Origin of the sequence: Paenibacillus herberti (assembly GCF_002233675.1) — a bacterium.
GTDB lineage: Bacteria > Bacillota > Bacilli > Paenibacillales > Paenibacillaceae > Paenibacillus_O > Paenibacillus_O herberti.
In genome coordinates, this window is the sequence record NZ_NMUQ01000002.1 from 460,365 (window position 1) to 481,290 (window position 20,926).

Below are 20,926 nucleotides of genomic sequence, written 5' to 3' on the forward strand. Positions count from 1 at the left end.
TAAAATTAAGTTCTGAATAGTTAACGAAAATGTCCTGCCCTTCATTATACCATATATGACGCCAATCCATAAACGGTCATTTCCCTATCCCTAAAAAAGGGAATTTGTACACAAACGCCCCGTAGAAGCCGAAGCTTCTCGGGGCGCTTCATGCCACCCATAGGGCAGCATTTATTACACGTTAAAACGGAAATGCATGACGTCGCCGTCCTGCACAACATAATCCTTGCCTTCAAGCCGCAGCTGGCCGCGCTCTTTGGACGCATTCATCGAACCGGCAGCGACCAGATCGCGGTAGGCAACAACCTCGGCGCGGATGAAGCCACGCTCGAAATCGGTGTGGATAACGCCGGCAGCCTGCGGAGCCTTCATGCCTTTGCGGATAGTCCAGGCGCGTACTTCCTGTACACCAGCCGTAAAGTACGTGTACAGGCCGAGCAGCTTGTACGCGCTCTTGATGAGACGGTTCAAGCCGGATTCCTGCATGCCCAGCTCCTCAAGGAACATCGCTTTGTCCTCGCCCTCAAGCTCGGCAATTTCGGACTCCACTTTGGCACTAATTGGCACAACTTCGGCGTTCTCCGCCACGGCGAATTCACGCACCAGCTTCACGTACGGATTGCCTTCGGCGTCCGCCACTTCCTCTTCGCTTACGTTAGCCGCGTACAGCACCGGCTTGAGCGTCAGCAAATGCAGGTCACGGATCAGCGCGCGCTCATCTTCGCTGAGCTCGATGCTGCGGGCTGGTTGATCGTTGTAAAGAGCTACCTTCACACGCTCCAGCACCTCAACCTCTTGAGCAACCTTTTTGTCGCCGCCCTTCATGTTCTTGCGGGAGCGATCGATACGACGATCGACGGAATCGATATCCGCGAGGATCAGCTCCAGGTTGATCGTCTGGATGTCGCCCAGCGGATCGACCTTGCCGGAAACATGGGTAATGTTCTCGTCTTGGAAGCAGCGTACAACATGTACAATCGCATCGACTTCGCGGATGTGGGCGAGGAACTTGTTGCCGAGGCCCTCTCCTTTGCTCGCTCCGGCCACCAGGCCGGCAATATCGACGAATTCAAATGCCGTCGGTACAGTCTGCTTTGGCACAACAAGCTCGGTCAATTTATCCAGCCGCTCGTCCGGCACTTCTACAACGCCTACGTTGGGATCAATCGTACAAAACGGATAGTTGGCGGATTCGGCTCCCGCCTGGGTAATTGCATTAAAAAGCGTCGACTTCCCGACGTTCGGGAGACCGACGATGCCGCATGAAAGCGCCAATGGGAACAACTCCTTCACATTCTCTGAATCATCTAGGAGCCATTATACATGACATAGCGCAATTTAAAAAGGTAAGCGCTCAACCAAGCCGCTCCCGTCCGACCCTTCCAGCGGGTTGAATAGCCAGTATGCCCTCTAGCCGGAACGTCCGGGGCTGGCGCTTCAGCAGATCGTAAGCAGCTACGACGTCTCCATTTACATGCAGCAGCCGCACCAAACGGCGCGTAAACCGCCCACTGGCATCCGTATAGATGAGCTCCACATTCCTGCCGATCCATTTGCCGATATTCATGCTGTCCAGCCCCTTTCCTCCATAAAAATAGAACATGCATTCGTATATACTCATTATATACACGAATGCATGTTCTTATTCAAAGGAAAGTTATTCCTTGTTATATAAGCCGCTTAAGGCTCCATGTTTTCCAGGTCTTCCATTCCTTCCTCACCGAGCGCGTCCATCAGCTCTTGATCAAGCGGCATTACCTCAGGAGCGTTTTTCGCTTCCTCCGGCACGATGATCGGCGCAGCCTCGTTCCACTTGCTGTAATCGATCGTGAGCGACTGCTTCAGCGTCGATGGATTGCCGGGATCGTACTCGATGGTCAGCTGGGACGTCGCCACAAGCTGTTTCAACCTGCCGGTCTTTTCCTCAAAAATGAGCTTGTAATCGAGCGAAGAAACTTGGATGGAATCACGCACGCTGGCCTCCAAGTCATCAATGCCCATCGTGCTGCGTAGCAGATCGCGGACTAGCGCGTCTGCCGCCTTATCCGAGCCAGTTCCGTTGTACTCAATAACTTGGCTCCCACTCTCCGAGCCGCTGCTGAATACAGCTGTATACGGCAAAATCTTCTCCAGCTCTTTAACAGGCGCGATCTGGAAATCGGACAGCGACGCTTTGACTTTTGGCACCTCGGTTGCTAGCACCCGGCTCCAAGCCTTCGTGGAAGGATCATACATATAATAGCCATTAGCCGTTAAATAAGAGTCCACCATGGATTTCTCACCCATATATTCGTTCACGGTTGATTGCTTAATCGTCAGTGGATCTACGATAACACTCCCGTCATTGCTCATCGACATGGAGGTCGTTTCTCCGTCCGTCACCATTTCTTGCTTCAGCACCATGGCAAATTCCAGGCTGTCCGCCCCTTTAACCGCCTCGATGCCCTGCTTCAAGACATCTTCGGCTTTTTTAGCGGCGGGATCATCCGCCCCCTTCTCCTGCTGCGCCGGTCCACCGGTCGCGTTTGGCCCGGGGGAGGCTTGCTTCTGCTCTCCACCTGCGCTGTCTGTACAACCTGCCACTACAAGCATTGCAATTATCCCGCTTGTTATAAGTAAGCCGCGGTGTTTCCTTTTCGAAACCCCTTTTCGGGAGATATTGGAGTTGTCGTTCATGTTGCACTCTCCTTTCAGATGAGGGTGATCTCCGTTTCATTCGCGCCTAGGCTGTCGATTGCATGCCACTAAGGCTGCTGAACCCTACTAACGGCACGGGAGGTGAGTTGAAGTGGAGAACAAAACCCATCAAGGCAACTATAAAGGAACGGCGTCCATGCATGCAAAGAACCAAAGTATGGAATTCGTCAACGATGTCGTGGAAGACGTGAAGTCTGTAACGAATTTTACTGGCAAAAAAAAGAAGAAAACCGACTGATTAATTGCTCCTGTTTCACCTAAAATAATCCTCTTATTGGAAGCTTCGATCCCCTTAATTCTTTGCGGAATCTAAGCTTTTTTATATTTTAATTCCCAAAATTTAAAAAGTGTTATATTGTTAATTAGTCAAAAATATAGAAAAAGGGTGGTACGTATGTTTCGCAAAAAAAGGATGACCGCAATCGCAGTTTTGTTAATCGTCATGTTAGTTACTCCATTGTCAGCTTTTGCTCATTCAGGCAGAACAGATAGCAATGGAGGACATAAATGCTCCGCAAAATCCATAAGTAAAGGACTTTGCACGGGTTATCATTATCACAATGGCGGCAGTTCGTCATCCGATGATTCCTCGTCCTCATCTTCTTCATCCTATGACTACAGTGCCCCTGCCGCTCCGGTCGCTAATGTCCAAGTTACCGATACAGGTGCACCGTATGACGACACCGGCCTTTCACTTGCTGTAAACAGCAAATCGATTGCCCTGGATAAACCAATCGTCAGCATTCAAGATACCAACTATATTTCCCTTCGTGATTTTGCCCAAATTTTCGGTTATGCGATTAGTTCGGACAAAAAAACAGTTAAGGTTGTAAAAGCAAAATCCGTTAAAATCACTCTGGATACGGCTACGCGAAAACTATCCAATGATGGAAAATTTTCCGGATTCAAGGCCGCTCTCATTGATGGGTCGTATTATTTGCCGCTTCGTTACGCTACAGGGATCGCCAAAGCTAAAATAAGCTCGGTGGAAAACAGCGTCGTTGAAATCTCTACGAAGTAATAAGGCTATGGCTTCAACAAGCTGAGCACCAGCACTCGCCCATCAAAAACAGCCTGTCCCCATGCCTTGACGCAGGCCGGGAACAGGCTATTTTCATTGGCTCTGACTTGAGTGGCTTGCTCGGAGGCAAGGAGAGCAGCCTCAATAATTAAGGATTAATGAATACCGTTTTGAGCTTGGAGCTGTAAACAACGGAGAAGCCTAGCCCTCCCGCCACCGTGGCGAGCGGTACATAGGTTTTACCTTCTTTACCAACCTTCTGCATGTAGGCAGGCGAGCTTACTTTGACGGCGGCTCCGTCTACCATAACGGTTGTTGCGCCAAGTTTCACGCCTACCGTCCTGATGCCAAATTTAATATTGGCTGTGGACGTTTTGGAATCCCAAACTGTCGTCGCCCCTACAGCATTCACGATATCCTGGATGGCGACATAGTTAACGCTGTTTTTGAGCACTGGTTTATAAGGAGTATTGAGCTGTTTCCCACCAACATAAATGCTCATCGGAGCCCCTGCTGCTGGAGCAGCCAGTTCACTGTACGAGCCCCATAACACGTTGCCGAACGCGGCAGCGATAACCGCATATCCGGCCTGAGTCGGATGGAAATCCCGCTTGGACACCATGTATGTGAGCATACTTTCGCGTCCAGAGAACTGCTTGGCGACATGGACAGCCTCGACCTTAACGCCTTTGGCCACATAAGTGGCGGCAAGCGCATCCAGCTTGGCAGTGAATGCGGCAGTTGCTTTGTTTAGCTTATCGTACAAATCTTTGCCTGCCAGTACAGGAGCCGGTTGGTACTGGTCAGCGATGACGATGCGCAGCGCAGGATTAATTGCCAGCAGCGCATCGATCGAGGCCGTGACGTTGAGATTGTACTGTTCCAGCATCGCCGCAACTTGCGTGTTCAACTGATCGTCCGTGAGGCTGGAGGCGCTGGTCAGCAGCGGAGCAACATCGTTGCCGCCGATCGTGATGGCGGCGGCATCAGCAGTTGCCAGCTCTGCGCGAAGCTGGGCTGTGGCCGCTCCGAAAGCATTAGCACGAGGGTCAGGCAAGCTTGCCTGAATCTCCTCACCGGTAAGGCTTTTTCCAGCCGCAGCCCCTTCCGTGAACGCTTTTAACCCAACACTCTTAAGCCCTACAATTCCATAGTTGGACACGGATGCCCGGCCATGCAGCAGCGCCTGCTCATACAATCGATCCACATATCCGTAGGGTACCGTATTGACGTCCGCTCCCGGCTCATACCCTGCTGAAATGGAATCCCCCAGCGCCACCAGCTTAAACTCATCCACAGCCTCTTCCGGCTCTGCGGCAAATGCAGCTCCCGTTCCGCTGCCAAGTGCAAGCAGCACAGCCAGCGACAAGCATAACCTAGAGATCCAAGCGGTTTTTTGCCCGTTCCTCATCCCCATCGGCTCCTCTCAATCTATCATTCTCATCAAGTATTCTATCACTCGGCAAAGAGGCTGGATAGACATGCCAATAGAAAAAGAGACCGCTATCCCTCCGCTCTAATAGCAGAAGGAAAACAGCCTCTCCGAAGCACTGAAACTAAGCGTTTTCAGCTTTTGATTTTGCGGAACAGCACCATGATGCCGCCGCCGAGAAACAAGATCGCGAAGAAATAAAAAACGAGCTTGAGCGAGCCCACAATGAAGTCGAAAATGCCGGATATTCCGAAGAAAAGACCGATAATAATGAGCAGGACAGCCAGAAATGGCATAACAGTTCCCCCTTGGCGCTGCAAGATGTAGTTGTTTATCTTTAACCGGATCAGAGTGGTCTGACACGATGGCAAGGACGCAATCTTGAGCTCGCATGACAATCGAATTAAACTTGTATCTCCGTTGACAGCGGGAAGCAAGCTGAAGTATTCTGGTGTCACAACCGCATAAATTCGCATCTTTCGTATATCCTGAGCAATAGGGTTCAGGGTCTCTACCGGAAACCGTAAATTTCTAGCTACGAAGAATAGGCCCTAGGCGTATTTTCGCGGCTATTTTTATTTTCTGAAGGAGTGGGTAACACAAATGTCCCATACGATTCTAATCCGTAACGCTCAGATCGTGACGATGAACGCACTCGAGGAGATCATCCAAGGCGACCTATTGATCAAGGATGACCGCATCGAGGCGATCGGCCATAACCTGGATGCTACCGGCGTAGATCGCGTCATCGACGCTACCGGCCGGACGGTCATCCCGGGCTTTATCCAGACGCATATCCATTTATGTCAGACGCTGTTCCGTGGCAAAGGCGACGATCTGGAGCTGCTGGACTGGCTGCGTAAACGGATCTGGCCTCTCGAGGCGGCACATGATGAGGAGTCGCTTTATTATTCGGCTATGCTCGGTATCGGGGAGCTGCTGCAAAGCGGAACGACGACCATCGTTGATATGGAAACGGTTCATCACACCGATTCGGCGTTCCAAGCCATCGCAAAAAGCGGTATCCGCGCCATATCGGGCAAAGTTATGATGGACCGCAAAGGCGGCGACATTCCGCTGCCACTGCAGGAGGAGACGAGCGCTTCTCTGCAAGAGAGCGTCGATTTGCTCGAGAAATGGCATGGACATGACAATGGACGCATCCGTTATGCCTTTTCGCCGCGCTTTGTTATCAGCTGCACGGACGAGCTGTTGCGCGAGGTTGCTCGCCTCTCCGCCCAGTACAACGTCAACGTCCATACTCATGCCTCGGAAAACCAAGGCGAAATTGAGCTTGTGGAGCAGATGACCGGCATGCGCAATATTGAATATCTCGATCATATCGGCCTGGCCACAGATCGACTCATTCTGGCGCATTGCATCTGGCTCAATGACAACGAGAAGCGGATCATCCGTGAGCGCGGCGTACATGTGAGCCATTGCCCGGGCTCCAACCTGAAACTCGCTTCAGGCATCGCGGACGTGCCTGAGATGCTGGACACAAGTATCAGCGTCAGCCTCGGTGCGGACGGAGCGCCATGCAACAACAACCTGGATATGTTCAATGAGATGCGCCTGGCCGCGCTTATCCATAAGCCGGAGCATGGGCCAACGGCGATGAACGCCCGCAGCGTTTTCCGTATGGCAACGATCGGCGGCGCGAGAGCGGTCGGCATGGAACAAGAGATCGGCAGCCTCGAAGTCGGCAAAAAGGCAGATCTTGCCATATTGAACCTGAACCAATTCCATACCTTCCCTTCGTTCGACGTTGATCCGATCTCCCGTATCGTTTATTCCGCCACACGGGGAGATGTGGAAACGACAATTGCTGATGGACGTATCCTGATGGATCGCGGCGTCATGCTCACAGTCGACAAAGAGATTACGCTGATGGAGGCCGATCGGGCCATTAAGCGGCTCCTGAAGCGCAGCCCAATCCAAGCCTAAATTCAAACAAAAAAACCCCCGCTTCTCGCCTGATGGCGTAGAGCGGGGGTTCTTGCTTCGAGCGGTCAAAACCGCCTTGAGCTCGGCTGGAGCCGTCGCAAAAGGTTTATGCCGCAGTCAGCGATTAGCCCAAAAGGCTTTTTTACATCTGAGCTTGAATTTTGTTTTTCAGGGCGTCCTTGCTTTGCAGGCCGACCATTTTGTCCACAGGCTGTCCGTCTTTAAAGAGAATCAGCGTTGGGATGCTCATAACGCCGAATTGGGAAGCCAGCTCAGGCTGCTCGTCGACGTTGATTTTAGCGATCGTAGCTGTTCCTTCCAACTCCGCGCTCAGCTCCTCCACGATTGGAAGCTGCATTTTGCAAGGGCCGCACCAAGGTGCCCAGAAGTCGACCAGAGATACGCCGCTTTGTACGTTCTCGTTGAAGTTTTCTTTAGTAAGTACTACTGCCATGTTGAATCATCCTCTCTGGATATATAGGTAAAATCAAGCTGTTGCCTGAAATCCCGTGTTCACGTCCCTCAGCAGGTATCGCAGCGGTGAATGCGGCTAAGCACACTGGCAATCGTCAAGCCCTCGAAGTATTCCTCCAAGCGCTGCTCAGCCCCGCAGAAAATGCCGTTCATTACTTCCTGCATATTGGAGCCGACAACGCATTCGCAATCGGGATCGCCTGAGCACCAGTTGGGCATGAGCGAGCCTCTTGCAATGGTCTCGTAGATATCCTTCAATGTGACATTGGCAGGCTCGGCCGTAAGGCGATAACCTCCACCGGAGCCCTCCCTCGTTGCAACGTAGCCGCTGCGCTTCAGGAAGCCCATCACTTTGCGGACTCTTGCCGGGTTCGTGCACACATTCTCCGCGATCGCCTCGCTAGAGGCGCTGCGCTCTGGCACATAAGCCAGATAAACCAAGCTGTGGACGGCAATCGTAAATTCACTATTCATGCGAGACGGCCACCCCGTTTCGTACTGTAATCATACCGATTACAGTTGAGGATGTCAATAGGCCATCCCTATCAGCTTAGTCTGCTCTTTCTTGACGGCCTTTATGTTTAGAAATCGAAGTTGTCCGGGTCCGGTCCGAAGCGTTTGTTTTGGTTGATCCCATCGATCAGCGCCATGTCTTCTTGCGAAAGCTCGAAGTCATACAGATCCGCGTTCTCGATGATGCGGTTTTCATGCGTCGATTTTGGAATCGTCACGATGCCATGCTGCAGATCCCAGCGAAGCACGATTTGCGCTGGCGTTTTGCCATGCTTCTTCGCAAGCTCGGCTAGCTCCGGCAAATCCAGATTACCTTGCATGAGCGGGCTCCACGCTTCCACAACAATGCCGTGCTTTTGACAAAACTCGCGCAGTTCTACTTGGCCCAGCAGCGGGTGGCATTCCACCTGATTGAGCATCGGCTTGATCTCCGCATCCTTCAGCAACTCTTCCAGATGGTGGATATGGAAATTACAAACGCCAATCGCACGGACTTTTCCATCCTTGTACAGCTTTTCGATAGCGCGCCAAGTGTCTTTAATTTTGCCTTCAACCGGCCAGTGAATAAGATAAAGATCCAGCTGTTGGAGTCCAAGCTTGTCCAGGCTTGTTTGGAACGCCTGAAGCGTGCTCTCATAGCCCATATCAGCATTCCATACCTTTGTCGTAATGAACAGCTCGTCGCGGGAAACGCCGCAATCACGGATTGCCCGGCCTACGCCATCTTCGTTCCCGTAGATTTTGGCGGTATCGATGCTGCGGTAGCCTGCCTTGACGGCACTCAGTACAGCCTGCTCAACCTGTCCTTCTTCCGTTACTTGCCAAACGCCAAGACCAAATCTTGGCATGTGTACTCCGTTATTAAGCTCAACAACATCGTTCAGCCCTTTAAGTTGAATCGTCATACAACGATCGCCTCCGTCTATCATTTTTATCCCTATTTATTTTACCACCAGTAGAGAGAATCAAACAAATGAGCCCAGCTAAGGCTCTTTGCGCACAGATATTCAAGAAGTATCTGGCTCGTTTAATGATTCGAGGCTGCTATGCTCAAAAGCCAGTTTTGACTCAAAGAATCGCTCGCAGCCCATTGTAAGCTCAAAACGCCGTCTGCTAAACCTCGTCCAGTCATGCCAAGCATTTTCCCGCTATTCCGATTCTTAATTTTAAAATATCCGCCATCCGTATCGATTAGCTCCCACTGCTGGCTCATACCTCCGGTTTCATTCCATTGAATCGTTTGCCCACCATCATCTTTCGAAGAAGATGCGATATCCAGGAATTTGCCGCTGTTTACATTCATGATCTTGCAGTAGCCATCGCCCGTATCTACAAACTTCCACGTTTGTCCGGGCACGCCTGCATACGTTCGCTGCTCCATACTAGCGCCGGACTCCGTGGAATTATTAACAGCACCGAGCGCCTTCTCACTGTTTTGATTAATAATTGAATAGGTTTGGGTGATGTCAAATGGCACGAAGATGGAGAGACTCCAGTTCTGATTCGTCGAACCCGATGCCGCCCATTGAATGCTCAACGCACCATCTGCCGTGGAACCGCTGGACATGCCCAGTAATTTCCAGCTTTGCTTATTCTTAATTTGATAAAAACCGTCTCCAACATAAACCAACTGCCATAGTTGATTGCTAGCCCTATTGTCTGACCCTATAATATTTTTCGCACCATCCACCATCGAAGGGGATGAAATTCCCATAAACTTGTCGCTGTTTATATTTTTAATTTTATAGTAGCCGTTACCATCATCAACAAATTGCCAAGCTTGACTAACTGCACCTGTATAAGCGCGCTGCTCCACGTTTGAACCATCTGCCGCAGCGTTTTCTTTGATGCCAAGCGCCTTGCCGCTATTTCGGTTTTTAATGGTGTAGCCGACTGTTTCATCCGGTCTCACGACTTGTACGCCGCCTTGAGCTCTTGTTATATTACTTGTACCCGACATTATCCTAATTGGTACGGTTGAATAAGGGCCCATTTTATCAATCCGATTATTAACAAAGCTCACCATATCCGCATCTTTTACCCAGATGACTGTTGAGGGATCAATACCGAACTGTGCACCGTTACTGCCATTGCTCACATTATGCGTATTTAGAAACGTATTACCGCTAACTTTGACATTCTTCGCATTGCTAATGTTTAAGTTAAGTCCTCTTACACCATCGAACGTATTACCTTCTATCGTTATGTTATCAAATGCTAACTGGGACTTAACATTCGAAGCTGAAAGAGCAATTGCACCTGCTTGTTCACTTTCCGGCCAGAAATAATGATTTCCTGTGTTTATGATCCTGTTATTGCGAATGGTCAGATTATTGGAAATACCCGCATGAGAATCGCTTTGCCCTTCTGGCGTGATCACAATAGCTTTATTACTGCCGCGAAATATATTATTTTCGATCAGTCCGTCATTTGCTTTGAGAAGCATTCCCCGGTATGAGCTAGTAATCTGGTTATTTCGAAAAATGAACCCGCTTGACATACGATCGGGGGTGAAAATAAATTGATCTGCCTGAAAGGGTGAAGGCTGATCCAGCTGTATTCGATATACTGCATTTTCTGCAATATCCCATAAGTCCCCTGTACCTTGGGCTGCTATAATTTTCGCTGCAAGATCTGGATCTATCGCGACGCTGTTATAGTCAACTTTTGTGCTGCTAAGTGCCTTGACTTCAGGTCCATCATTAAATTGGCGCAACCGCGTACCAGCTTGCAGCGTCCGGGTCGGGTCCTTGAACGCAATGTAGATGGCATCGCCTTCCGACTTTAATACACCAATAGGGCCTGGAGTTTGAATGCTGAACGAATCATCCCCGGCATTTTCAATAATTGAATTTTCAACAATCGGTCCGACAGCAAAATTCCGGATTCCAATCCCATCCCAAACCGTTGTTAACAAAGGAACTTCGACCCCTCCTGGAGGTACGGGACCACGAACAATGCGGAATCCGTCCAGATGCGTCCCCCCCCTACCGCCGCCATCCGTATAACCGGCCCCTGGAGCTGTGTATACCGTTACATTCCTCCAAGTCACACCACTGCTGCTGCCTACGTTAATGCCATGTGCAACGCCTACTGACAGAGTAATCAAGTCACCGATTGCAATTCCGCCTCCGACATTGGAAACACGTACAACGTCCTCGGTGCCATCTACCATAACCGCTTTTGATTCCCATAAATGAGAAATCCCAGCTTTCTGAAACTTGGTTGCAGGATCATAGATCTCGATTCTGCTATACGGTTTTCTTGGATAGCCAGCATCAAGTTTAACGTCGATTGCTCTCGTAATTGGATCAATGGCAATAACTTTCCCCTGTGTGAAAGGAAGTGGATCATAATTAAGTGTCAGCCCTTGCACCGTCAAATTCGTGCATCCTGAGACAATGAAGGCCTGGGTTAACTTTGTCATAACGATGTTCACACCGTCGGCAATAATCGTTAGGTTGGTAGCATTTTTAATTGAAATCGTGCTTGCCAATCTGTATGTGCCTGGGGGAATAACAACTGTGTACGGTTTCGAAACTCCATCCGGGCCTGTGTTTGCAACATTCGCTACTATGGCATCGCTAATCAATTTCTGAATATTCACAGCTCCCGTCTGACCTGTCGTCGCAGCCGCTAACCCAATTGGTGCTTGAAACGAGTAACTACCCATTAAAAATAAAAAAGCGAGACAAAAAATGAACGCTTTACGACTCAACATAAATTACACTCCGTTTCTTTATCTTTATTTTTAAAATGATTTCCGTTCCTTCAAACGAAACTTATATTGTGCTAGCGTCACCTCCCCAATCCCAAATTGATGTCATAGATAACCCCTCACCTCTTATATCGGAATATTAATTTACCTATACATTAAAAATATGGGCTCAATGCGAAAGTCGCATTGAGCCCATACCTTTTTGACGATTTGGTGACATCCGTTGTCATGTACGGCTCGCCTTCATGAATAGAATAACCGTGATGGACTTCAACTAACGCTAGAGGTGGTGCTTCGGATGACGTATGTATGGGCAGCAATCATTGTGCTCGCTGCAGGCGCGATTGTGTTTGGAGCAATAAAATCGAGCAAGCGCTGGGCGCTTCTGCGCAGCGAAAGTAAAAACAAGCTCGATAAAGTGTACCGGCTGCAGGCTTACTTAAAGGATAATGGGTTGAAATCACGCACCCATGAGGAGGAGGGCAGCATCCGACTGCTCGTGCTGCGCAAGGAGCTGGAGCACGGCAAGCAGCTGCTTGCCGTGTATGAAGAGGAGACCGGCTAAGCAGTCAAGCCGGGGCAGGCCCTTCCTATGGGAGGGCCTTTTGAGCTGTAAGGAGCGTGCTGACGTTGAAGCTCGGGCTCGCTTCGTTCATACTATATAAAATGAACCAGAGAACAAACGATGAAGCGGAGAGAACCCACAGGAACTTGCGGATGGTACAAGCTTCGGCCGATGGCCCAAAAAAGGAGGCAGGAATTATGCTGATCGAAGTTTATCATGATCTCCTATGTCCCTGGTGCCGAATCGGACGCAGGCATCTCGAGATCGCCCTTCGGGAGTGGCAGCCTCTTTCAGGTAGAGAAGCCATTGTGCGCTACAGTCCGTACCTGCTGCATCCCGATGTGCCGCCAGAAGGCCTGCCTTTCCGTAGCGCGATGGCTGCCCGCTCAGGCGGGCAGGCTGCGCTGCGACGCTCGCTGCGCCATGTAAATCAAGACGGACAGGCGCTCGGACTGACATTCCGATTCGAGCGGATCGCACAGCTCCCTTCAACCCGCCTGGCTCATCAGGCCCTTTCACTTACGCCAGCAAAGGAACAAGCCGCTTTTGCAGACGAGCTGTCCCGCCGCTACTTCGAGGAAGGCGAGAATATCGGCGAGTTGCCAATCATTACAGAAGCCGGCACGGCGGCCGGCTGGAATGCACAAGAACTATTGGAACGGCTGCAGCATGATGACGGCCGAGTCGAAATGGAAGCCCAGCTCGAGCTCGGGCGGCGCATCGGGCTGGATGGCGTGCCCCTGTTTATTTTTGAGGGCCAGTACGCCCTATCGGGCGCCTACCCTCATCCAGAGCTGCTGCTTTTGCTGAAAAAACTTGGCCAGCTGCTTCGCTGAAGCAAGCAGCTGCGAAGCTACCGTCAAACTCAAATGTTACGGTAACATTCCGTCTCCCGATGCATCCTCCGGCAAGTCCCGGCTAGCCTGCTCTTTGCCGCGTTTTCGCGTCCATCGATAGCCGGAACGCATTCCGTCCATCATCCATGCGGGAACGGGGAATGGACTTCGACTCAGCAGCGGTTTATAGATAGCATAGTAAGCCCTTTTCATATCCGACCACATCGTACAGCTCTCCAGCTTGAGAAAATCCGATACGTCAATGACCATGCCGCGTCCATCCTTGAGCATGACGTTTTTGCCATGCACGTCGTGAGGGCGCAAGCCCCGAGAGACCGCATAACTTAACGCATCATCCACATCCTTGATGACCTGCTCTGGAATTTGAACACCTTCGAGCAGGCAATCATAGAGGGTTTTGCCGTGCAGCCTCTTCAGAAGCATCCAGCGCTTTCCTCCATCGTCACCGGAAGCATGACAGCGTCCAAAGCCCGGATGTTCGCCAATCAAGCGATATACCTGACGTTCCGCTTCCCATCCGTCACGGCCAGGCGCATATACCTTGACGGCCAGTCGGCTGTCGCCCGGATAAGAGAATACAGCCGCGTAATTGCCGCAACCGAGGAGCTTCCAGCCTGGCGGCATTTTCCGTACCTGAACCGGATTCCAGCTATTCTCGCTGATTACCTCAAGACCCGGCAATAGCTCATTGCGAATCCGTTCCGCATGCCGCCTTCTTGTATCCTCGTCCATCTTGCGCTCCTCCTCTCCCGATAGCTCAGCCTGGCCTATACATGCTGAACGCCCGGCGCAAGCGCTCTGGCAGTCGACGATGATGGATGCCCAGCTTATAGCCGGCTAGCTTAGCGACATTTTCCGCTACTACTTTCGGTATTTTTGCCCATTGTCCCCCATTTATCAACGCCTTCAGTTGCGCCTTGACGAGTCCAGAGCCTTCCTTGCCGACACCGGCATAGGGCAAAATCCACACCTGTTCGGACATCGAGACCCCGTTGTCATAAAATCGCTTGAACTGCTGCATCGGCGTATAAGCATGAGAGTGAATAACCCTCGCTTCTGCATTATAAGCAATTCGATAACCTTCCAACACCATTTTGCCTGCCAGGAACAGATCCTCATTGAAAAAAGTCGGCTCCGCAAACCCGCCCATAGCGCGGAACGTCTCCTTGCGCATCGCGGCGCACACATTGGAGCAGAAGAAGGTTTTGATCCCAAGCTCGCTCAAATCCTCCCGGCTCTTCAGCCGAGATTCGTGGGGATAATTGTACTCCCGCGACATCCGCTCCAGGGGATCCGCCTCCGGGCGGGCCAACTGGCGGGCGTAGGCATAACCGATCTCGCTCTCTTTGAGCGACCGGGCGAGTTCTTCAACGAGCCGATCGTTGTCCGGCAGCGCATCCTGCGTCATGAACAGCAGAATGCAGCCGGAAGCCTCGCGCGCCGCACGATTGCGCGCGCCGCCATGGTCGAACTCCGCTCGCGTGATAGAGAAAAGCCGCGCACCAGCGCGAATAGCCCGCTGCGGTGTGCCGTCAGTGGATTCTGTATCGATGATGATGATTTCATAGGGTGGAAGCGTCTGCCGGCTCAGCCGCCCCAGCAGCTCCTCCAGATCGGGCCCCGCGTTGCGGGTAGGAATAATCACGGAAACCCTGTCTCCTGCAGAAGCAGCCGGCACGGGGCCGGCTGCTTCGGAGCCAGGGGCCGCCAGGGAGGTGTTATCCTCCGTTGCAGCCTTCTGGTTTTCAATATGCATTTTTATGGATGAGTCCTTTCAGTACGGTCTTGAAAATAATCCGAATATCGAAGAAGAAACTCCAATTCTCAATATAGAAAATATCATGACGGATGCGCTCGTCGATCGACGTGTCGCCGCGCAGCCCGTTCGTCTGCGCCCAGCCCGTAATGCCGGGACGGATATGATGTTTGACCATGTACCGTGGAATCTCCTCGCGGAACTGATCCACGAAGAACGGCCGCTCCGGACGGGGTCCAACAACGCTCATCTCGCCGAGCAGTACATTGATGAACTGTGGCAGCTCATCCAGGCTTGTGCTCCGCAGGAAGGTACCAAATCGGGTGCGGCGCGGGTCATTTTCCACCGTCCAGGTCTGGCTTGCGTCAGCATCGGTGCTGACACGCATCGAGCGGAACTTGAGCATCTGGAAGCTCCGGCGGTTCAGGCCGACGCGCTCCTGCCGGAACATGATCGGACCAGGTGATGTCAGCTTGATGCCAAGAGCGATCAACAACATCACGGGTGAAAGTACAATCAGTGCAGCGAGCGAGAAAGCGATGTCGAATGTGCGCTTGGCAATCCGATTCCCCATTTCGTCGAGCGGCACGTCGCGGATATTGATAAGCGGTACACCCGCGAAGTTGTCAAAGAATGGCTTCGCCGGCAGCAAATCGAAATAATCCGGGATAATCAGCGTTTTGACCCCGGCCTTCTCGCATGTTTTGATGAGATCGCCGTACTTGGAGTGGGCATCAAGCGGCAGCGCGATAATGACCTCGTCAATCGTCGGATTTTCTCTCAGCAAAGTCTCCAGCTCATCCAGCCGCCCAACGATCGGAGCGAGTGGTCGGCCATTGTAACGCTTCTGCACAACGGAGTCATGCTCGTCTTGGAAGTCATCGAGGAAACCGTACGCCTCATATCCCAAATCGGGATAGAGCTGCAGTTGGTCGTGGAAGCTGCGGCCTACGCTGCCCGCGCCGAGAATGAGCACATAACGTTTGTTCAGTCCGCGTCGACGCAAAACGGTCAGCATCCGCTTCACCGTGAAGCGGTAGACGACAAGCCCGATCAAGTTCATGGCAAAGAACAGTGCTAGGAACTCACGCGAGATATGTACATCCTTGGTGATGAACAGCAGGCTGAGCAACAGCAGGAAGCTGAGCGACTGTACCTGCAAGAGGTTCAGCACATCTCTAGAGAACTTCTTGCGCCGCTTAGGGGCGTAGAAGCTCGTATAAAAGCCGATCAGCACAGCTGCAAACGCGTAGACCGTGCTCCAAACTAGGTAAGTCTTGAAAGGAACTGTGATGTAGGACACCAGCAGCCCGCTTTGAAATTTGATCCAGTATGCTGCCAGAAACAGGCCTAGCATGACAGCCAGGTCGGTCAGCACATACATCTGCGTCAGAAAACGCTGATTTCTTCGAAGCATTCTCATCACCGCTATTAACGTTATAGTCTATCAATCTCACTAATTGTACCAAAAAAGGAGACAGTGGGCTATTCGTTAGACGAATTTTGCGTCAAAATGTTTCTGGCATGATAGATTATTTCGAATGAAAGTTGCAAGATCTCCGGGCATGTTGCGCGAAAGTAGTCCTTCACTGCCTGTGAAGCGGCATAATTTGAAAGAGTGAAGCTAACTAAGCATTGCTCGTTGCTAGCGTTCTGCGTTCTGCGTTCTGCGTTCTGCGTTCTGCGTTCTGCGTTCTGCGTTCTGCGTTCTGCGTTCTGCGTTCTGCGTTCTGCGTTCTGCGTTCTGCGTTCTGGGTCGTAATTATCCCATTCATTCCACAAGTCGTCTTCCGCTACCCTGCGTCCATTGGCATGCTCACACCAGTCCACGAGGTGATGCCTGCTGCCCGACGTCATGTTTATCCGACTACACGGAGCTTTACCTGCCGCCTCGCATCCAACAGCATGTTAATACCATTCTATAGAGCGTTGCCCGCTACCATGCCACATTTAGCCTCTCTGCTTCTTGCTCCTCAGCTCGCGGCGCTTCTCTCGCATTTCGGGTAGCTTTCGGAAGATTTCTGGCCAGGATGAAAGCAAATCTCTTTCCTTAAGTAGGATATACCCGAATTTGAGAGTTTCTATCGACAAAATAATTGGCAACCTCAGCAGACTTCTCTCGTTTTTTACCAGTGTGTAGAATCGATTCTCATAGGAATGCTTGCGCACGAACAGCGAAACTGCGGCCCGGCCGCCTTCCTTCCAGCCTCTTGCATGAAGTGCACGAGCTTCCGACACGTAAAGCGCCTGCCAGCCGAGCAACTGGGCCCTCCAGGCCGCATCCACATCCTCCTTATATGCAAAAAACGTCTCATCAAAAAACTCGCCCCGAATACTGACATGCTCCATCATGCTCCGGCGATACATCGCGGCGGCTCCCGAGACGCCAAACGTCTCGCCGCCGACCAGCCAAGCCGCTGCCGGCTCGCCCGCTCCGCGATCGCGCGCTTGGCGCGCGGCGTCCAACTCCAGCCCTGTGCTATCGATGAGCGCCTCCGCTGGCAGGCGGTCCAGCCATGCTTGGACCGCCCCCGGCAATGTGCCGCCGTCTGGCGGCGCGGCAGCGGCCGCTTCGCCCTCAGGCCGTACCAAAGCCCGCTGCCCCGCGGCTATGCTCGCGGCCAACTCAAGCTCCCGGCCTTGCGCAGCCGCGGCCTCACCGCCGCTTGCTGCGCCTACAGCCAGCCCTTCGGCAGGCTGGCGCACGAGCATGCCGGTCGCGCTACCCGCTTCCGGGCAGCGCTCCAACTGCTCTACGAGCAGCCGAACATAATCCGGATGCATACGCACATCCGGATTAAGCACGAGCGCGTAGTCGCTGTCCGCCTCCGCGAGGGCCCTATTTTGCCCGCCGGCGAACCCCGTGTTCTCAGGGCTCTCAACGACCGTCAGCCCCCCGCCGATACGACGCAGAAGCTCTGCGGTGCCGTCGCTGGACGCATTGTCCAGCACGACGATCTTTTCGATAGGATAGCTCTGTGCCCGAATGCATTCCAGACAACCCTCGATATCTTCCACACTATTGTAAGTCACGATATGGACGCTTACCGTCCCCCGGACATCGGCGGCAGCAGAGCCTTGCGCCCCGCTGCCGCCGATGTCCGGAGACAGCGACTGACGCGCCGCCGAATTCGTCATGTTCATTTATACATCGAACCCGCCTTCCGAAATAACCTTCTGTTTGAACACTCCCGCCACCTACAGAAGCCTATAGAGGTGGGGGATTCTTGCGAACAGAGAAGCAGCCCTCTCTTTTTTAGCAAGCGATCTCTGCGGTTCCCGCAGTTCAGTTGGCGTCACCCAACAAGCAAACGAAGTCCTTCTTTCAGGATGTTCCTACTGGCATTATGATCTCGGTCATGCTGCGTGCCACAATCGGAACAGCTCCATTCCCTTATGCTCAGCTGTTTGACTTCGGGATTACGGAACCCGCAAACATGACACAGTTGACTGGACGGATAGTTTTTCGCCACAACACTTAACTGGCGGCCATACCAAGCCGCCTTATAGGTCAGCATCATGCGCATCATTGCCCAACTGACTTCCGCGATCGACTTGGCCAGCTTATGGTTTTTCATTAAGTTCGTTACTTGCAAATCTTCCACACAGATCGTTTGGTTTTCACGAATCCATCGGGTCGAGAGCTGGTGCAGAAAGTCCTGTCGACAGTTGGCGATTTTCTCATGTATACGAGCGATCTTCTGCATCGCTTTCTGATTGTTCGATCCGCCTGGTGTACGCCTAGACAAGCGGCGTTGCCAAAACGCCAGTTTCTTTTCGTACGCGCGGAGGTGTTTGGGGTTGGAAACGACCTCTCCGTTACTACAAACCGCAAACGATTTGATGCCTAAGTCAACGCCAAGGACGACGTCCAACTTCGGAAGGGGTTGCATCTCCACTTCGCTTAGAAGGGAAACAAAGTAATTGCCGCTTGGATTCTTGCGAATCGTAGCCGATAGGATTCGACCCTCCACCTCTCTGGACTTAGCAAAGCGGATCCATCCCAGCTTTGGCAATTTTAATCGATTGCCTTCAATGGCGATATTACCGTTTGTATATCTAGTTGTATAGCTTTGTACAGGATTCCGTTTCGATTTAAACCGAGGGGCCTCGTTCTGCTTCTGGTGAAAACGTGAAAAGGCATCCGCTAGATCCCGAAGGGAGGATTGCAAGGCAATGCTGTCCACTTCCCTCAGCCAGGGAAAGATGCTCTTAAGAGGAGGCAGTCCCGTGGCACAAGCGTGGTAAGATCGTGCTTTCCCAATTTCGGCTTGATTCCACTTATCCAGGAAATAGTTGAAGACGAAACGGGCGCAGCCAATCGTTTTCTGGATAAGCACGATTTGCTCTTGAGTCGGATAGATGCGGAAGCGAAAAGCTTTATGATGGAACAACCACCTTTCACCTCCGATCCATGAATTTGCTTTTATTATAGCACATACGTTCGTAATCATGCATCAAAAAAACACCGATTCACCCCCCCTTGTAGAAGAGGGAGTCTTCTTGGTTATATCAAGATAAAAAATAACCCCTGTTCCTTGTAGAAACAAAATGGCCGATAACCTCAACAATCTGGTCATATGAAAAAAGAATGGATTGTTCATGGAGGATTCATGTTCAAGTTGTAAGCTTGAAGAAACAATATGCCGGTAGGCTTCGTCCTTATTTGGAACAAGAGAAGCGGGAGTCTGGGAATTGGCAGTTAGGGAAACCACAAAGAAGCTCTATAGAGTGGACAAGTCTAAACCTTTGTTAACAATCGATTTAGAGAGGAAGATTCAACCCTATGTCAATAATCGAGGAGGCTAGAAGGCTCGAGCCGATAGAGTCAGCGGATGACAGCCAAGGAACGCGCGTTATTTTGTGTGACTACTCCCGGCACCTTCAGCCATTTCAGCAATCGATGCGCGGCGGGTTGGAGACCTATCTGTTCCGCCTGCAAACGGAAGGAGAAGCTACTGTACTGCTGGACGGTCGGATGACCAACGTCGTGCCCGGTGATTTGTTGCTTTTCCCTCCTGGAGAAGCCTATGAGATCGCCATTCAAGCTCCTGGTCCTGGTAGCCGCTTCGGTGCCAGCGCCGATTATTTCCTAATGGCGAGCGGACCATGGCTGGACCGCTGGTGGCAAGAGCAGCCGCGGCCTCGCCGCGCCAGGATTGCCGATGACGGCAAAATCCTCGGCATCTGGCAACAGCTTTCGCTAGAAAGTAGGCGTCTCGACGGCGGCAGTCCAGCGATTTTTTCCGCTCTGCTGCAGGCATTATGCCTGCTTCTGGAGCGGGCCATCTCGGAGGCTCCCTCCAAAGGAGGAGCTGCGGCTTTGCTCGCTGTGAAGCTGAAACATTTTGTCGAAGCCCATGCCACCACTGTCTTCACGCTTGAAGAGGCGGCCGCCCATGCCGGTATCAGCAAAACGCGCGCCGTCCACCTGTTCAAACAGGAGACCGGCAGCTCAATTATGCAGTACGCTCAACAGGTTCGCCTCGCGCTTGCGCTGCGGCTAATGGACAATAGCCAGCTGACGCTGGAACAAATCGCGGAGGAATCGGGGTTTGGGACGTACACGTATTTACACCGTGTTTTTCGCGAGCGCTATGGGGTTTCGCCGGGAGGTTATCGACGGCGGGAGTAGCGGGTGCGCCATGATTTCTCAATCAACTACATCCATGGATGAAGGCGATGATGATATAGGAGCTTTCACAGAAAAAAATGAATTCAGAAGTAGAGTTAGCAACTTTTCTGCTGGAATTTTCATCCCGATGAACGGCCGAGCGTGGAACTAGGCCGCTAGCTTCCGCGATGAGATTTAGGAGACTACGGCGATGGGGAGCTCTGCGAGGGTTCCGGCTGCTGAGGTTTTAACAGTGCCTCCCTAGCCAACGAGCTAGGAAACATGACTTTACGGTGGAGTTGGCAGAACGTTGATCATACCAGCCTTAAGCA

20 protein-coding genes and 1 riboswitch are annotated in these 20,926 nt (G+C 51.8%); of the genes, 6 read left to right on the forward strand and 14 right to left on the reverse strand.

From position 1 onward, the window contains the following. Positions 1-174: 174 nt before the first annotated feature. From ychF to CGZ75_RS14590, 3 genes are all read right to left on the reverse strand, one after another. On the reverse strand, positions 175-1,275 hold the full coding sequence (ychF, locus tag CGZ75_RS14580) for a redox-regulated ATPase YchF (protein WP_089525015.1): 1,101 nt from the start codon (positions 1,273-1,275) through the stop codon (positions 175-177). A gap of 79 nt (positions 1,276-1,354) precedes the next feature. Further along, positions 1,355-1,567: a WYL domain-containing protein gene (locus tag CGZ75_RS14585; protein WP_089525900.1), complete on the reverse strand. Its 213-nt coding sequence runs from the start codon at positions 1,565-1,567 to the stop codon at positions 1,355-1,357. Positions 1,568-1,680: 113 nt separating this feature from the next. Then, entirely contained in the window at positions 1,681-2,592 is a 912-nt protein-coding gene (locus tag CGZ75_RS14590) for a DUF6612 family protein (protein WP_141136774.1), read from the reverse strand. Positions 2,593-2,788: 196 nt separating this feature from the next. Between CGZ75_RS14590 and CGZ75_RS25330 the strand changes: the two genes are divergently transcribed. Then, positions 2,789-2,935, forward strand: a complete 147-nt coding sequence (locus CGZ75_RS25330; RefSeq protein WP_157694439.1) for a hypothetical protein — start codon at positions 2,789-2,791, stop codon at positions 2,933-2,935. A gap of 156 nt (positions 2,936-3,091) precedes the next feature. Next, on the forward strand, positions 3,092-3,718 hold the full coding sequence (locus tag CGZ75_RS14595) for a YHYH domain-containing protein (protein ID WP_089525017.1): 627 nt from the start codon (positions 3,092-3,094) through the stop codon (positions 3,716-3,718). Between the two features lie 148 nt (positions 3,719-3,866). Here the strand turns inward: CGZ75_RS14595 and CGZ75_RS14600 are convergent, their stop codons facing one another. Both CGZ75_RS14600 and CGZ75_RS25335 read right to left on the reverse strand, forming a co-directional pair. After that, positions 3,867-5,129 carry an SGNH/GDSL hydrolase family protein gene (locus CGZ75_RS14600; protein ID WP_089525018.1) on the reverse strand — a complete coding sequence of 421 codons (1,263 nt, stop codon included), beginning with the start codon at positions 5,127-5,129 and terminating at the stop codon, positions 3,867-3,869. A gap of 155 nt (positions 5,130-5,284) precedes the next feature. Continuing rightward, positions 5,285-5,446: a hypothetical protein gene (locus CGZ75_RS25335; protein WP_157694437.1), complete on the reverse strand. Its 162-nt coding sequence runs from the start codon at positions 5,444-5,446 to the stop codon at positions 5,285-5,287. Positions 5,447-5,609: 163 nt separating this feature from the next. Further along, a riboswitch (purine riboswitch) is annotated at positions 5,610-5,708 on the forward strand. A 45-nt stretch (positions 5,709-5,753) separates the two neighbouring features. Here CGZ75_RS25335 and CGZ75_RS14605 point away from each other — a divergent pair. Further along, the gene (locus CGZ75_RS14605; RefSeq protein WP_089525019.1) at positions 5,754-7,097 is read left to right on the forward strand and encodes a 5'-deoxyadenosine deaminase; all 1,344 of its coding nucleotides are present in this window, start codon (positions 5,754-5,756) and stop codon (positions 7,095-7,097) included. A gap of 142 nt (positions 7,098-7,239) precedes the next feature. Here CGZ75_RS14605 and trxA read toward each other — a convergent pair whose 3' ends face one another. From trxA to CGZ75_RS14625, 4 genes are all read right to left on the reverse strand, one after another. After that, positions 7,240-7,551: a thioredoxin gene (trxA, locus tag CGZ75_RS14610; RefSeq protein WP_089525020.1), complete on the reverse strand. Its 312-nt coding sequence runs from the start codon at positions 7,549-7,551 to the stop codon at positions 7,240-7,242. Between the two features lie 68 nt (positions 7,552-7,619). Further along, positions 7,620-8,045: an RrF2 family transcriptional regulator gene (locus tag CGZ75_RS14615; RefSeq protein ID WP_089525021.1), complete on the reverse strand. Its 426-nt coding sequence runs from the start codon at positions 8,043-8,045 to the stop codon at positions 7,620-7,622. A 107-nt stretch (positions 8,046-8,152) separates the two neighbouring features. Further along, positions 8,153-8,989, reverse strand: coding sequence for an aldo/keto reductase (locus tag CGZ75_RS14620; RefSeq protein WP_089525022.1), 837 nt, complete (start codon positions 8,987-8,989; stop codon positions 8,153-8,155). A 122-nt stretch (positions 8,990-9,111) separates the two neighbouring features. Beyond that, positions 9,112-11,805 (reverse strand): RICIN domain-containing protein, encoded by a 2,694-nt coding sequence (locus CGZ75_RS14625; RefSeq protein WP_089525023.1) that lies wholly within the window; start codon positions 11,803-11,805, stop codon positions 9,112-9,114. 295 nt (positions 11,806-12,100) lie between these two features. Here CGZ75_RS14625 and CGZ75_RS14630 point away from each other — a divergent pair, with 295 nt between their 5' ends. Together CGZ75_RS14630 and CGZ75_RS14635 are read left to right on the forward strand one after the other, a co-directional pair. Further along, on the forward strand, positions 12,101-12,367 hold the full coding sequence (locus CGZ75_RS14630) for a hypothetical protein (RefSeq protein ID WP_089525024.1): 267 nt from the start codon (positions 12,101-12,103) through the stop codon (positions 12,365-12,367). Positions 12,368-12,564: 197 nt separating this feature from the next. Beyond that, positions 12,565-13,203, forward strand: a complete 639-nt coding sequence (locus tag CGZ75_RS14635; protein WP_176444848.1) for a DsbA family oxidoreductase — start codon at positions 12,565-12,567, stop codon at positions 13,201-13,203. Positions 13,204-13,239: 36 nt separating this feature from the next. On the opposite strand, the gene CGZ75_RS14640 is transcribed toward CGZ75_RS14635, so the two are convergent. From CGZ75_RS14640 to tnpB, 5 genes are all read right to left on the reverse strand, one after another. Further along, positions 13,240-13,956, reverse strand: coding sequence for a hypothetical protein (locus CGZ75_RS14640; RefSeq protein WP_089525026.1), 717 nt, complete (start codon positions 13,954-13,956; stop codon positions 13,240-13,242). Between the two features lie 25 nt (positions 13,957-13,981). Continuing rightward, positions 13,982-14,980, reverse strand: coding sequence for a glycosyltransferase family 2 protein (locus tag CGZ75_RS14645; RefSeq protein WP_089525027.1), 999 nt, complete (start codon positions 14,978-14,980; stop codon positions 13,982-13,984). Beyond that, on the reverse strand, positions 14,970-16,397 hold the full coding sequence (locus CGZ75_RS14650; protein ID WP_089525028.1) for an undecaprenyl-phosphate glucose phosphotransferase: 1,428 nt from the start codon (positions 16,395-16,397) through the stop codon (positions 14,970-14,972). Before CGZ75_RS14650 ends, CGZ75_RS14645 begins: the two co-directional genes overlap by 11 nt. A gap of 533 nt (positions 16,398-16,930) precedes the next feature. Continuing rightward, complete coding sequence (locus CGZ75_RS14660; protein ID WP_089525029.1) at positions 16,931-18,124, reverse strand: glycosyltransferase family 2 protein; 1,194 nt, start codon at positions 18,122-18,124, stop codon at positions 16,931-16,933. A 152-nt stretch (positions 18,125-18,276) separates the two neighbouring features. After that, positions 18,277-19,374, reverse strand: coding sequence for an IS200/IS605 family element RNA-guided endonuclease TnpB (gene tnpB / locus CGZ75_RS14665; RefSeq protein ID WP_089525901.1), 1,098 nt, complete (start codon positions 19,372-19,374; stop codon positions 18,277-18,279). 392 nt (positions 19,375-19,766) lie between these two features. Here tnpB and CGZ75_RS14670 point away from each other — a divergent pair, with 392 nt between their 5' ends. Beyond that, positions 19,767-20,615: an AraC family transcriptional regulator gene (locus CGZ75_RS14670; protein ID WP_089525030.1), complete on the forward strand. Its 849-nt coding sequence runs from the start codon at positions 19,767-19,769 to the stop codon at positions 20,613-20,615. Positions 20,616-20,926: the final 311 nt, after the last annotated feature.

Bases quoted from the DNA above. Each gene is read 5' to 3' on its own strand.
- CGZ75_RS14585 (WP_089525900.1), bottom strand. From the start codon at position 1,567: ATGAATATCGGCAAATGGATCGGCAGGAATGTGGAGCTCATCTATACG.
- CGZ75_RS14590 (WP_141136774.1), bottom strand. From the start codon at position 2,592: ATGCTTGTAGTGGCAGGTTGTACAGACAGCGCAGGTGGAGAGCAGAAG.
- CGZ75_RS14595 (WP_089525017.1), top strand. From the start codon at position 3,092: ATGTTTCGCAAAAAAAGGATGACCGCAATCGCAGTTTTGTTAATCGTC.
- CGZ75_RS14600 (WP_089525018.1), bottom strand. From the start codon at position 5,129: ATGAGGAACGGGCAAAAAACCGCTTGGATCTCTAGGTTATGCTTGTCG.
- CGZ75_RS25335 (WP_157694437.1), bottom strand. From the start codon at position 5,446: ATGCCATTTCTGGCTGTCCTGCTCATTATTATCGGTCTTTTCTTCGGA.
- CGZ75_RS14605 (WP_089525019.1), top strand. From the start codon at position 5,754: ATGTCCCATACGATTCTAATCCGTAACGCTCAGATCGTGACGATGAAC.
- trxA (WP_089525020.1), bottom strand. From the start codon at position 7,551: ATGGCAGTAGTACTTACTAAAGAAAACTTCAACGAGAACGTACAAAGC.
- CGZ75_RS14615 (WP_089525021.1), bottom strand. From the start codon at position 8,045: ATGAATAGTGAATTTACGATTGCCGTCCACAGCTTGGTTTATCTGGCT.
- CGZ75_RS14620 (WP_089525022.1), bottom strand. From the start codon at position 8,989: ATGACGATTCAACTTAAAGGGCTGAACGATGTTGTTGAGCTTAATAAC.
- CGZ75_RS14625 (WP_089525023.1), bottom strand. From the start codon at position 11,805: ATGTTGAGTCGTAAAGCGTTCATTTTTTGTCTCGCTTTTTTATTTTTA.
- CGZ75_RS14630 (WP_089525024.1), top strand. From the start codon at position 12,101: ATGACGTATGTATGGGCAGCAATCATTGTGCTCGCTGCAGGCGCGATT.
- CGZ75_RS14635 (WP_176444848.1), top strand. From the start codon at position 12,565: ATGCTGATCGAAGTTTATCATGATCTCCTATGTCCCTGGTGCCGAATC.
- CGZ75_RS14640 (WP_089525026.1), bottom strand. From the start codon at position 13,956: ATGGACGAGGATACAAGAAGGCGGCATGCGGAACGGATTCGCAATGAG.
- CGZ75_RS14645 (WP_089525027.1), bottom strand. From the start codon at position 14,980: ATGCATATTGAAAACCAGAAGGCTGCAACGGAGGATAACACCTCCCTG.
- CGZ75_RS14650 (WP_089525028.1), bottom strand. From the start codon at position 16,397: ATGCTTCGAAGAAATCAGCGTTTTCTGACGCAGATGTATGTGCTGACC.
- CGZ75_RS14660 (WP_089525029.1), bottom strand. From the start codon at position 18,124: ATGAACATGACGAATTCGGCGGCGCGTCAGTCGCTGTCTCCGGACATC.
- CGZ75_RS14670 (WP_089525030.1), top strand. From the start codon at position 19,767: ATGTCAATAATCGAGGAGGCTAGAAGGCTCGAGCCGATAGAGTCAGCG.